The 12,645-nt window shown below is 61.1% G+C and carries 8 protein-coding genes, 1 tRNA gene and 1 pseudogene; all 10 read right to left on the bottom strand.

Features of this window, described 5'->3' with window-relative positions; translation table 11 throughout:
- Positions 1–117 precede the first annotated feature (117 nt).
- Positions 118–4,338 (bottom strand): DNA-directed RNA polymerase subunit beta', encoded by a 4,221-nt coding sequence (gene rpoC / locus ACLV8F_RS22750; RefSeq protein WP_411886473.1) that lies wholly within the window; start codon positions 4,336–4,338, stop codon positions 118–120.
- Positions 4,339–4,365: 27 nt separating this feature from the next.
- A complete protein-coding gene (gene rpoB / locus ACLV8F_RS22755; RefSeq protein ID WP_411886474.1) occupies positions 4,366–8,478 on the bottom strand; it encodes a DNA-directed RNA polymerase subunit beta in 4,113 nt (1,370 codons plus the stop codon).
- Between the two features lie 341 nt (positions 8,479–8,819).
- Entirely contained in the window at positions 8,820–9,197 is a 378-nt protein-coding gene (gene rplL / locus ACLV8F_RS22760; protein WP_411886475.1) for a 50S ribosomal protein L7/L12, read from the bottom strand.
- Between the two features lie 26 nt (positions 9,198–9,223).
- Positions 9,224–9,754, bottom strand: coding sequence for a 50S ribosomal protein L10 (rplJ, locus tag ACLV8F_RS22765; protein ID WP_411886476.1), 531 nt, complete (start codon positions 9,752–9,754; stop codon positions 9,224–9,226).
- A gap of 269 nt (positions 9,755–10,023) precedes the next feature.
- The gene (gene rplA / locus ACLV8F_RS22770) at positions 10,024–10,719 is read right to left on the bottom strand and encodes a 50S ribosomal protein L1 (protein ID WP_341909990.1); all 696 of its coding nucleotides are present in this window, start codon (positions 10,717–10,719) and stop codon (positions 10,024–10,026) included.
- Positions 10,716–11,150: a 50S ribosomal protein L11 gene (gene rplK / locus ACLV8F_RS22775; RefSeq protein ID WP_007871338.1), complete on the bottom strand. Its 435-nt coding sequence runs from the start codon at positions 11,148–11,150 to the stop codon at positions 10,716–10,718. The genes rplA and rplK overlap by 4 nt, the downstream gene beginning before the upstream one ends.
- Positions 11,151–11,293: 143 nt before the next feature.
- Complete coding sequence (nusG, locus tag ACLV8F_RS22780; protein ID WP_228778638.1) at positions 11,294–11,821, bottom strand: transcription termination/antitermination protein NusG; 528 nt, start codon at positions 11,819–11,821, stop codon at positions 11,294–11,296.
- Between the two features lie 68 nt (positions 11,822–11,889).
- Positions 11,890–12,273, bottom strand: a complete 384-nt coding sequence (gene secE / locus ACLV8F_RS22785; RefSeq protein ID WP_411886477.1) for a preprotein translocase subunit SecE — start codon at positions 12,271–12,273, stop codon at positions 11,890–11,892.
- 133 nt (positions 12,274–12,406) lie between these two features.
- Positions 12,407–12,482 (bottom strand) — tRNA-Trp (locus tag ACLV8F_RS22790).
- Between the two features lie 16 nt (positions 12,483–12,498).
- Positions 12,499–12,645, bottom strand: a pseudogene (gene tuf, locus ACLV8F_RS22795) (elongation factor Tu); the annotation flags it as partial.

Below are 12,645 nucleotides of genomic sequence, written 5' to 3' on the forward strand. Positions count from 1 at the left end.
AGCCGAGCATTGGCCCGGTGTGGCGCCCACGCGGCAGGCGCCCCCAAAAAAAAGCCCCACATCCTTTGCGGGATGTGGGGCCGGGCGCCTTTCAGGGCGCCGTGAGCGTGTCGCTGCTTATTCGGAAGCAGGGCTGTCGTTGCCGGCTTCGGCTGCGACGGGCATGGCTTCCAGCTCGGCGGCTTCGGCTTCGGCGATAGCGCGGCGCTCGGCGTCGTCCATCTGGTCCTTGGCTTTGCGTGCCTCGTGGTAGGCCATGCCGGTGCCGGCAGGGATCAGGCGGCCGACGATCACGTTCTCTTTCAGGCCGCGCAGCTCGTCGCGCTTGCCCATGATGGCAGCCTCGGTGAGCACGCGGGTGGTTTCCTGGAAGGAAGCCGCGGAGATGAACGAATCGGTCGACAGCGATGCCTTGGTGATACCGAGCAGCAAGTTGCTGAACGTTGCGGGGATCTTGCCGTCGGCGCGCAGGGCGTCGTTGGCGTCCAGGATGACCGAGCGCTCGACCTGCTCGCCGGCGATGTAGCTGGAGTCACCCACGTTTTCAACGACCACGCGGCGCAGCATCTGGCGAACAATCACTTCGATGTGCTTGTCGTTGATCTTCACGCCCTGCAGGCGATAAACGTCCTGCACTTCGTCGACGATGTAGCGGGCCAGCTCTTCCATGCCCAGCAGGCGCAGGATGTCTTGCGGGTCGGCCGGGCCGTCCACAATCGATTCGCCCTTGTTGACCACCTGGCCTTCGTGCACCAGGATGTTCTTTTCCTTCGGAACCAGGTCTTCCCAGACCTTGCCTTCAGGATCGGTGATCTGCAGGCGAACCTTGCCTTTGGTCTCTTTACCGAAGGACACGGTACCGGTCATCTCGGCCAGTGTGCCCTTGTCTTTCGGCGTACGGGCTTCGAACAACTCGGCCACACGCGGCAGACCGCCGGTAATGTCGCGGGTTTTCTGGCCTTCGATCGGGATACGGGCCAGCACTTCGCCGGGACCCACGTCCTGGCCGTCGCGCACCTGAACCAGCGCACCCACCTGGAAGCCGATCGTCACCGAGTGATCGGTGCCGGGAATCTTGACTTCGTGGCCGGCGGCATCGATCAGCTTGACCTGCGGGCGGATCACCTTCGTGGCGCCGCGGCGTTTCGGATCGATCACCACCAGGGTGGACAGGCCCGTCACATCGTCAACCTGCTTGGCAACCGTCACGCCTTCTTCCACATTCTCGAAGGCCACCTTGCCGGCGAACTCGGTAATGATGGGGCGCGTCAGCGGATCCCAGTTGGCCAGAATGGCGCCGGCCTTGATGGTCTGGTCGGCTTTCACCGCCAGGATCGCGCCGTACGGCACCTTGTGGCGTTCGCGCTCGCGGCCGTGTTCGTCATGGATGACGATCTCGCCGGAACGGGCGATCACGACCAGTTCGCCCTTGCTGTTGGTCACATAGCGCATCGGTGCGTTGAAACCGATCACGCCGTTGGACTTGGCTTCCACGCTGGAGGCGATGGCTGCGCGCGATGCGGCGCCGCCGATGTGGAAGGTACGCATCGTCAGCTGCGTGCCGGGCTCGCCGATCGACTGCGCGGCGATGATACCGACCGCTTCGCCGATATTGATCAGGCCGCCACGGCCCAGATCGCGGCCATAGCACTTGGCGCACAGGCCGAAGCGCGTTTCGCAGGTCAGTGCGGTGCGCACTTTCACTTCGTCGACACCGGCTGCCTCGAGCTCTTCGATCAGGTCCTCATCCAGCATGACGCCGGACTTGGCCAGCACCGAGCGGTTCTCGGGGTGCAGCACGTCTTCAACCGCGGTGCGGCCGAGGATACGGTCGCGCAGCGATTCAATAACCTCGCCACCCTCGACGATGGCGCGCATCACCGAGCCATCGGTCGTGCCGCAGTCGTCCTGCGTCACGACCAGATCCTGCACCACGTCGCACAGGCGGCGTGTCAGGTAACCGGAGTTGGCGGTTTTCAGTGCCGTGTCGGCCAGACCCTTACGGGCACCGTGAGTGGAGATGAAGTACTCCAGCACGTTCAGGCCTTCGCGGAAGTTGGCGGTAATCGGCGTTTCGATGATGGAGCCGTCGGGCTTGGCCATCAAACCGCGCATACCGGCAACCTGGCGAATCTGCGCCGCGGAACCGCGGGCGCCGGAGTCGGCCATCATGTAGATGGAGTTGAAGGATTCCTGCTCGACTTCCTTGCCGTTGCGGTCGATGACCTTCTCTTTCGAGAGCTGGGCCATCATCACCTTGGACACTTCGTCGCCGGACTTGCCCCAGATGTCGACCACCTTGTTGTAACGCTCGCCGGAGGTCACCAGACCCGAGACATACTGCTGCTCGATCTCTTTGACTTCCTTCTGGGCGCGCGCAATGATGGCGGGCTTTTCCTTGGGGATCAGCATGTCGTCGATGCAGATCGAGATGCCGGCCTTGGTCGCCAGGCGGAAGCCCGACTGCAGCAGCTTGTCGGCGAACACCACGGTCTCTTTCAATCCGCACTTGCGGAAAGACACGTTGATGAGCTTGGAGATTTCCTTCTTCTTCAACGCCTTGTTGATGTTGGAGAAAGGCAGGCCCTTGGGCAGGATTTCGGAGAGCAGTGCGCGGCCGCCGGTGGTTTCCCACAGCTTGGTCGAAGGCACGAACTCCTTGGTTTCCTTGTCCTTGGTGTACTCGGTCAGGCGCACGCTGATGCGGGCGTTCAGGTCGAGCTCGCCCGCGTCGAACGCGCGGCGCACTTCACCGGTGTCCGAGAACACCAGGCCTTCGCCCTTGCCGTTGGTACGGTCGCGCGTCGTGTAGTACAGGCCCAGCACAACGTCCTGCGAAGGAACGATGGAGGGCTCGCCGCTGGCGGGGAACAGGATGTTGTTCGAAGCCAGCATCAGGGTGCGGGCTTCCATCTGCGCTTCCACCGACAGCGGCACGTGGACGGCCATCTGGTCGCCGTCGAAGTCGGCGTTGAAGGCCGAGCAGACGAGCGGGTGAAGCTGGATGGCCTTGCCTTCGATCAGGATGGGCTCAAAGGCCTGGATGCCGAGACGGTGCAGTGTGGGTGCACGGTTCAGCATCACGGGGTGTTCCTTGATGACCTCTTCCAGGATGTCCCACACCACCGGCGTGCCGGATTCAACTTCCTTCTTGGCGGCCTTGATGGTCGTGGCGATGCCGCGGCTCTCGAGCTGCGCGAAGATGAAAGGCTTGAACAGTTCCAGCGCCATCAGCTTGGGCAAGCCGCACTGGTGCAGCTTGAGCGTCGGGCCCACGGTAATCACGGAACGGCCGGAGTAGTCGACGCGTTTGCCCAGCAAATTCTGGCGGAAACGGCCTGACTTGCCCTTGATCATGTCGGCCAGGGACTTCAGCGCGCGCTTGTTGGCGCCCGTCATGGCCTTGCCGCGGCGGCCGTTGTCCAGCAGCGAATCGACGGCTTCCTGCAGCATGCGCTTTTCGTTGCGCGCGATGATTTCAGGGGCCTTCAGCTCCAGCAGGCGGCGCAGGCGCGAGTTGCGGTTGATGACGCGGCGGTACAGGTCGTTCAGGTCGGAGGTCGCGAAGCGGCCGCCGTCCAGCGGCACCAGCGGACGCAGGTCCGGCGGCAGCACGGGCAGCACGTCGAGCACCATCCAGCCCGGCTTGATGCCGGACTTCTTGAACGCTTCCATCAATTTCAAGCGCTTGGCGTTTTTCTTGATCTTGATTTCGGAGCCGGTCAGGTCGTTGCGCAGCTTGTCGATTTCGACGTCCAGGTCCAGCCCTTCGAGCAGGTCCTTGATGCCTTCGGCGCCCATCTTGGCGGTGTACTCGTCGCCGTACTCTTTACGCTTGGCGTCGTAGTCGTCTTCCGACATGATGCTGAATTTCTTCAGCGGGGTCATGCCGGGGTCGGTCACCACATATGCTTCAAAGTACAGCACGCGTTCGATGTCGCGCAGCGTCATGTCGAGCACCAGGCCCAGGCGCGACGGCAGCGACTTCAGGAACCAGATGTGCGCGCACGGTGCGGCCAGGTCGATGTGACCCATGCGCTCGCGGCGAACCTTGGTCTGCGTGACTTCAACGCCGCACTTCTCGCAGATGACACCGCGGTGCTTGAGGCGCTTGTACTTGCCGCACAGGCATTCGTAGTCCTTGATGGGGCCAAAGATCTTGGCGCAAAAAAGACCGTCGCGCTCGGGCTTGAAGGTGCGGTAGTTGATGGTTTCAGGCTTCTTGACTTCGCCGAAAGACCACGAACGGATCTTCTCGGGCGAGGCCATGCCGATCTTGATGGCATCGAAATGCTCATCCGGCGTGAATTGCTTGAACAGGTCGAGTAATGATTTCATGAGTTAAATCCTTTTCTTTCCTGTTGATTAGCTGCGTTCCAGCTCGATGTCGATACCGAGCGAACGGATTTCCTTGACCAGCACGTTGAACGACTCGGGCATGCCCGCCGTGATCGCGTGCTCGCCCTTGACGATGCTCTCGTACACCTTGGTACGGCCCTGCACGTCGTCGGACTTGACGGTGAGCATTTCCTGCAGCGTGTAGGCGGCACCGTAGGCTTCCAGCGCCCAGACCTCCATCTCGCCGAAACGCTGTCCACCGAACTGCGCCTTGCCGCCCAGCGGCTGCTGCGTGACCAGGCTGTAAGGGCCGGTCGAACGGGCGTGCATCTTGTCGTCCACCAGATGGTGAAGCTTCAGGACGTGCATGTAGCCGACCGTCGTCGTGCGCTCGAACTGGTCGCCCGTGCGTCCGTCATAGAGCTGCGCCTGGGTGCGCGTCGCCGTCAGGCCCTTGAGCTTGGCGATGTCGTCCGGGTAGGCCAGCTTGAGCATGGTCATGATGTCTTCTTCCGAAGCACCGTCGAACACCGGCGTCGCGAAAGGCACGCCGGTGGCCAGGTTGCTGGCCATCTCGAGCACGTCGGTGTCGGACAGCTTGGCCAGGTCTTCGGTGCGGCCGGACTTGTTGTACAGCGTGTCCATGAACTTGCGCAGCTCGGCCACCTTGGCTTCGGCTTGCAGCATGTCGCCGATACGCTGGCCCAGGCCCTTGGCGGCCCAGCCCAGGTGGACTTCAAGCACCTGGCCCACGTTCATGCGCGATGGCACGCCCAGCGGGTTCAGCACGATGTCGCACGGCGTGCCGTCGGCCATGTAGGGCATGTCTTCGACCGGAACGATCTTGGACACCACACCCTTGTTGCCGTGGCGGCCGGCCATCTTGTCGCCGGGTTGCAGGCGGCGCTTGACGGCCAGGTAGACCTTGACCATCTTCAGCACGCCCGCCGGCAGCTCGTCGCCCTGCGTGAGCTTCTTGCGCTTTTCCTCGAAAGCCAGGTCGAAGCTGTGGCGCGTCTGCTCCATGGCATTCTTCACGCTTTCCAGCTGCGTAGCCAGGTCGTCTTCCGCCGGGCGGATGTCGAACCAGTGGTATTTCTCAACGTCGGCCAGGTAGGCCTTGTCGATTTTGGTGCCCTTGGCGAGCTTCTTCGGGCCGCCGTTGGCGACCTTGCCGACCAGCATCTTTTCGATACGGTCGAACGCGTCGGCTTCGACGATGCGCAGCTGGTCGTTCAGGTCCAGGCGGAAGCGCTTGAGTTCGTCGTCGATGATCTGCTGGGCGCGCTTGTCGCGAACAATGCCTTCACGGGTGAAGACCTGCACGTCGATCACGGTGCCTTGCGAGCCCTGGCTCACGCGCAGCGAGGTGTCTTTCACGTCGCTGGCTTTTTCGCCGAAGATGGCGCGCAGCAGTTTTTCTTCCGGCGTCAGCGTGGTCTCGCCCTTGGGCGTGACCTTGCCGACCAGCGTGTCGCCCGGCTGGACTTCGGCACCGACATAAATAATGCCGGACTCGTCAAGGCGGTTGAGCTGTTGCTCGGACAGGTTGGGAATGTCGCGCGTGATTTCTTCGGAGCCCAGCTTGGTGTCGCGGGCCATCACGACGAGTTCTTCGATGTGAATCGAGGTGTAGCGGTCTTCAGCCACCACGCGCTCGGAGATCAGGATCGAATCCTCGAAGTTGTAGCCGTTCCAGGGCATGAAAGCCACCAGCATGTTCTGGCCCAGGGCCAGCTCGCCGATGTCCGTCGATGCGCCGTCGGCGATCACGTCACCCTTGGCCAGCTTGTCGCCCATCTTGACGATGGGGCGCTGGTGGATGTTGGTGTTCTGGTTGGAACGCTGGTACTTGATCAGGTTGTAGATGTCCACGCCGACTTCGCCGGCCAGGGCTTCCGCATCGTTGACGCGCACCACGATGCGGGTGGCGTCGACGTAGTCGACCACACCGCCGCGATTGGCCGTCACCACGGTGCCGGAGTCGACCGCGGAAACGCGCTCGATGCCGGTGCCGACGAAGGCCTTTTCAGGACGCAGCACAGGCACGGCCTGGCGCTGCATGTTGGCGCCCATCAGCGCGCGGTTGGCGTCATCGTGTTCCAGGAAGGGCACGAGGGAAGCGGCCACCGAGACGATCTGCGCGGGCGACACGTCCATGTACTGGATGCGCTCTGCGCCGACCAGCACGGATTCGCCGTTTTCACGGGCCGACACCAGGTCGCCGGTCAGCTTGCCGGACTCGTCCAGCAGGGCATTGGCCTGGGCGATCACGTACTTGCCTTCTTCGATGGCCGACAGGTAGTCGATCTGGTCGGTGATCTTGCTGTCCACCACACGGCGGTACGGGGTTTCGATGAAACCGTACTCGTTGAGGCGGGCGTACAGGGCCAGCGAGTTGATCAGGCCGATGTTCGGGCCTTCGGGGGTTTCAATCGGGCAGACGCGGCCGTAATGGGTCACGTGCACGTCGCGCACTTCGAAACCGGCGCGTTCGCGGGTCAAGCCGCCCGGGCCAAGGGCCGAAACACGGCGCTTGTGGGTGATCTCGGACAGCGGGTTGGTCTGGTCCATGAACTGCGACAGCTGCGATGCGCCGAAGAATTCCTTCAGGGCGGCGGAGATCGGCTTGCTGTTGATCAGGTCGTGCGGCATCAACGGCTCTTGCTCGGCCTGGCCCAGACGCTCTTTCACGGCTTTTTCGATACGTGCCAGGCCGGTGCGGTACTGGTTCTCGGCCAGTTCGCCGACACAACGCACGCGGCGATTGCCGAGGTGGTCGATGTCATCGACTTCGCCGTTGCCGTTGCGCAGGTCGACCAGGATCTTGACGACGGCGAGGATGTCCTCGTTGGTCATGACCATGGGCCCGGTGGAGGAGTCGCGGCCGACGCGGGCGTTGAACTTCATGCGGCCCACGCGCGACAGGTCGTAGGTGTCCGGGTTGTAGAACAGGCGCTGGAACAGGGCCTGCACCGCGTCTTCCGTCGGCGGCTCGCCGGGGCGCATCATGCGGTAGATCGCGACGCGGGCTGCGAATTCGTCGGCCGTTTCATCGGCGCGCAGGGTTTGCGAGATGTACGCGCCCTGGTCGAGTTCGTTGGTGTACAGCACCTGCAGGTCCTGCACGCCGGCCACGCGCAGCTTCTTCAGCAGCACTTCGGTCAGCTCGTCATTGGCCTTGGCGATGATTTCACCGGTTTCGGCGTCGACGATGTTCTTGGCGACCACGCGGCCGACCAGAAAGTCTTCCGGCACGCTGATGGTGGTGGTGGTGCTTTGTTCGAGTTCGCGCGTGTGGCGAACCGTGATGCGCTTGTCCTTGGCGACAACGACCTTGCCGTTCTTGTCGGTGATGTCGAAGCGGGCCACTTCACCGCGCATGCGCTCGGCGACGAATTCCATCTGCGCGCCGCTGTCCATCAGGCGGAAGTTGTCGAACACGAAGAAGTTCGCGAGGATGGATTCCGGGTTCAGGCCGATAGCCTTGAGCAGGATGGTGACCGGCATCTTGCGGCGGCGGTCGACGCGGAAGTACAGCACGTCCTTCGGGTCGAACTCGAAGTCGAGCCAGGAGCCGCGGTAAGGGATGATGCGGGCCGAGAACAGCAGCTTGCCCGAGCTGTGGGTTTTGCCCTTGTCGTGTTCAAAGAACACGCCGGGGGAGCGGTGCAACTGGGACACGATCACGCGTTCGGTCCCGTTGATCACGAAGGAGCCCTTGTCGGTCATGAGCGGTACTTCGCCCATGTAGACTTCCTGCTCTTTCACTTCCTTGACCACCTTGGACTGCGACGTGGATGATTCGCGGTCATAAATGATCAGCTGCACCTTGGCGCGCACGGCCGAGGCGAATGTGAGTCCACGGGTCTGGCACTCGCGCACATCAAAGGCGGGCTTGGCCAGGTTGTACTCGATAAATTTCATCTCGACAAAACCATTGTGCGAGACGATGGGGAAGGCGTTGTCAAACGCCGCCTGCAGGCCTTCAATGGTGCGCTTCTGGGGGGCGCGGTCGGCTTGCAGGAATGCGGTGTACGCATCCTTCTGCATTTGCAGCAAGTAGGGAACAGTCAACACGCTTTCGCGGTTGCCGAAGCTTTTGCGGATGCGTTTACGTTCGGTATAGGAATAGGCCATGAGTTCTCCGCGTTGATGGGCTCTGGCGACTCTCGTGCCCGAATACACCACGTATTCAGGCAGCTTGGTGGTTGGCCACTACCAACCATGGCGGACGGTGACGCATTGCACGTCACCCGAACCAAGGCGTTTTCTGCAGTCGGGGTCAGAAAACACTGGAAAGCAGACGGGTTAAGTCTGCTTTCCGGTGCTTCTACCAAACACCTGGCGGGCTGCAAGCTTGCCGGGTATTCGAAGGGCACTCAAAAACGGGCGGTTTACACCCGCTTTCGGTGTGCTCCTTGAAGCACGAAAGGCTGGAAGCCCGACTAAGGTCTTCCAGCCTTCTCGAACACCAAGAATTACTTGAGTTCGACTTTCGCGCCTGCGTCTTCGAGCTTCTTCTTCGCAGCTTCTGCGTCGGCCTTTGGAGCGCCTTCCTTGACGTTCTTTGGAGCGCCGTCAACCAGGTCCTTGGCTTCCTTGAGGCCCAGGCCGGTGATTTCGCGAACTGCCTTGATGACCGACACCTTGTTGGCGCCAGCTTCGAGCAGCACGACGTTGAAGTCGGTCTTCTCTTCAGCAGCAGCAGCGGCACCGCCGCCGCCGGCAGCGGCAGGAGCGGCCATGGCGGCTGCGCTCACGCCAAATTTCTCTTCGATGGATTTCACCAGTTCGTTGAGTTCGAGGACCGTCATGCTATCCAGCGCGGTCAAAAATGCGTCTTTATCGAATGCCATTTTGATTTCCTAAAAAAGTTGGGTAATTACGCTGCTACAGGTTCAGCTGCTGCAGGGGCTTCGGCTTCGCCGCCGCCCTTTTTCGCCGCCAGCGCGCCCAGCACAACGGCCGTACGCGAAATGGGGGACATCAGCAAGCCACACACCTGGGCCAGCAACACTTCCTTGGAAGGGATGTTGGCCAGTTGCTTCACGCCGTTCACGTCCAGGGTCTTGCCACCGAATGCACCACCGCGAATGACCAGCTTGTCGTTGGTCTTGGCGAAGTCAGATACCACTTTCGCGGCAGCTACTGCATCTGTGGAAAAGCCGTAGATCAGCGGACCGGTCATCTGGTCGGACACGACTTCGAATGCGCTACCGGCCACGGCACGGCGAGCCAGAGTGTTCTTCAGAACACTGAGGGTCACGCCTTTGTCGCGGGCCTGGCTGCGCAGACGGGTCATGTCAGCGACCGTGATACCACGGTATTCCGCCAGCACGAGCGTTTGAGCTTTAGCGGCGAGGCCAGTCACTTCATCAATGACGGCTTGTTTCTCACTGCGGTTGAGACTCAAGGTCTACTCCTTAAAAATGTGCCGTCGGGTTCTTGCCTGCTTGCGCCGGCCCTCGCCCTTCAACACGCTCATATTCAGCGACCAACTGTTTTCAGATTCTTTGCAAAACCATTCAAGCAGCGGGACCGCCATCTGCGTTGGCTGTCTTTCGATTAAGCGGCAAAGCCCAAAAGCCCTGCCGCGCCAACGGTCTTGGATGACCTGCCGGAGCGAACCCCGGCAGCCCACCACATCGAGCAGCCCTTGCGAGGCCGCTCAAATTTTCGCGATTACGCTGCGATGGTTTGCGTGTCGACGCGAACGCCCACACCCATCGTGGACGAAACCGCCACTTTCTTCAAATACACACCCTTGCTCGAAGCCGGCTTTGCTTTTTGCAGCGCATCGATCAACGCAGCCAAGTTGCCCTGCAACTTGTCGGTGTCGAACGAGCGGCGGCCGATAGTGCCGTGCACGATACCGGCCTTGTCGACACGGAACTGGACCTGGCCGGCCTTCGCGTTGCGCACAGCCTGGGCGACGTCCGGCGTGACGGTACCAACCTTGGGATTGGGCATCAGGCCGCGGGGGCCGAGCACCTGGCCCAGGGTACCGACGATGCGCATGGCATCGGGGGAAGCGATCACGACGTCGAAGTCCATCTTGCCTGCCTTGATTTCAGCAGCCAGATCGTCCATGCCGACGATGTCCGCACCGGCGGCCTTGGCTTCTTCAGCCTTGGCGCCTTGGGCAAACACGGCCACACGCTTGGTCTTGCCGGTGCCATTGGGCAACACAACCGCGCCGCGAACGACCTGGTCGGATTTCTTGGCGTCGATGCCGAGCTGCACGGCAACGTCGATGGACTCATCGAATTTGGCGACGGCGAATTCTTTTACAAGGCCCAGGGCCTCGGGCAAGGCGTACAGCTTGTTGCTGTCGATCTTGTCGCCGATAGTCTTTTGGCGTTTGGTCAGCTTGCTCATACAACACCCTCCACCGACACGCCCATGGAGCGAGCCGTACCGGCAATCGTGCGAACTGCAGCGTCGAGGTCTGCAGCCGTCATGTCTTTCATTTTCGTCTTGGCGATTTCTTCCAGCTGTGCGCGGGAGATCTTGCCGACCTTCACCGTGTGCGGCGTGGACGAACCCTTGTCGAGCTTGATGGCCTTCTTGATCAGGACGCCTGCGGGAGGCGTCTTGATGACGAAGGTGAAGCTCTTGTCGGCAAATGCCGTGATCACCACAGGCAGCGGCAGACCTGGCTCAACACCCTGGGTCTGCGCATTGAATGCCTTGCAGAATTCCATGATGTTCAGGCCACGCTGACCGAGCGCGGGGCCGATCGGGGGGGACGGGTTGGCCTTACCAGCTGGCACTTGCAGCTTGATGAAGCCGACGATTTTTTTCGCCATACTTTTCTCCTTGCGGGTCATAACGCCTGGGCGCCGCCACAAGGGCAGGCCCGGGCTCCCCGGGGGTTACACAACTCAAAAACAGCCCTCAAGGACTGTTCCGCGCCGAGTTGCAAGGCGCGAAATTGACTGCCGAACCGAAATTACGTTTTTTCGATCTGGCTGAATTCCAGTTCCACCGGCGTGGCGCGGCCGAAAATCGTGACCGACACACGCACCTTGTTCTTGTCGTAATTGACTTCTTCCACCGTTCCGTTGAAGTCGGTGAACGGGCCGTCCTTGACGCGGACGTATTCGCCCGTTTCGAACTCCACCTTGTGGCGCGGCTTCTCGGTACCGACCTGCATCTGGCTGACGATCTTCTGCACGTCTTCTTCGGAAATCGGGGCCGGGCGGTTCTTGGCACCGCCGACAAAACCGGTGACCTTGTTGGTGTGCTTCACCAGATGCCAGGTTTCGTCGTCCATGACCATCTCAACCAGGACGTAACCGGGGAAAAAGCGGCGTTCCGTCGTCTTCTTCTGTCCGTTCTTGATCTCAACCACTTCTTCGGTGGGCACCAGGAAACGGCCGAACTTGGACTGCATGCCCGCGCGGTTGATGCGTTCGACGATATTGCGTTCGACCGCTTTTTCCATGCCGGAATAAGCATGGACGACATACCACTGCATGCCTGGCGTCGGCGTGAGGGACGTTCCCGCCGCCACTTCGCTGACTACCGTGCCGTTCAGATCGCTCATTATCGTTTCCATCCCAAGAGCAGGTCGTAAAACACCCATTCGAGTGTTTTGTCCGTAAACCACAAAAACAGCGCCATGATCACCACAAAGCCGAACACGTAAGCCGTCATCTGGATGGCCTCACGACGGGCCGGCCAGACGACTTTTTTGACCTCACGCCAGGAATCGCGCCCGAAAGCCACGAACTGCTTGCCCGGCTCGGACAACATGAAAACAGCCACGGCAGCCACCAGGCCGACGATCAGGATGCCCCACTGGGCCACCTGGCCCTGCTTGGCCAGCAGGTAAAAACCCACCAACGAGCCCAGCACCAGAGCGACGGCCGCGCCCAGCTTGACCTTGTCGGCGCTGGTACTGACGGTTTCAACTTGAGAAGTGGCCATGGTCGGCGGATTTCCTGTTCAATCTTCGGGCGTCTTTCCAGACGCTTAAGCCCACCTGGGGTTTTGACCCCCGGCGGGCTTGCTTTTTAACTTTTCAAACCACCCTCAGCGTCGATACACATCAACCATCAGGTGGCAGGGGCAGTAGGAATCGAACCTACAACCTTCGGTTTTGGAGACCGACGCTCTGCCAATTGAGCTATACCCCTCCATCAAACCTCGCAATTACGCAATGATCTTGGCAACGACGCCGGCGCCGACGGTCTTGCCGCCTTCGCGGATGGCGAAGCGCAAGCCCTCTTCCATGGCGATCGGGTTGATCAGCTTGACGGTGATCGACACGTTATCGCCTGGCATGACCATTTCCTTGCC

The sequence above is a fragment of the Polaromonas sp. YR568 genome, from assembly GCF_943369675.1.
Classification (GTDB): Bacteria; Pseudomonadota; Gammaproteobacteria; order Burkholderiales; family Burkholderiaceae_C; genus Polaromonas.

Bases quoted from the DNA above. Each gene is read 5' to 3' on its own strand.
- rpoC (WP_411886473.1), bottom strand. From the start codon at position 4,338: ATGAAATCATTACTCGACCTGTTCAAGCAATTCACGCCGGATGAGCAT.
- rpoB (WP_411886474.1), bottom strand. From the start codon at position 8,478: ATGGCCTATTCCTATACCGAACGTAAACGCATCCGCAAAAGCTTCGGC.
- rplL (WP_411886475.1), bottom strand. From the start codon at position 9,197: ATGGCATTCGATAAAGACGCATTTTTGACCGCGCTGGATAGCATGACG.
- rplA (WP_341909990.1), bottom strand. From the start codon at position 10,719: ATGAGCAAGCTGACCAAACGCCAAAAGACTATCGGCGACAAGATCGAC.
- rplK (WP_007871338.1), bottom strand. From the start codon at position 11,150: ATGGCGAAAAAAATCGTCGGCTTCATCAAGCTGCAAGTGCCAGCTGGT.
- nusG (WP_228778638.1), bottom strand. From the start codon at position 11,821: ATGCAGTGGTATGTCGTCCATGCTTATTCCGGCATGGAAAAAGCGGTC.
- secE (WP_411886477.1), bottom strand. From the start codon at position 12,273: ATGGCCACTTCTCAAGTTGAAACCGTCAGTACCAGCGCCGACAAGGTC.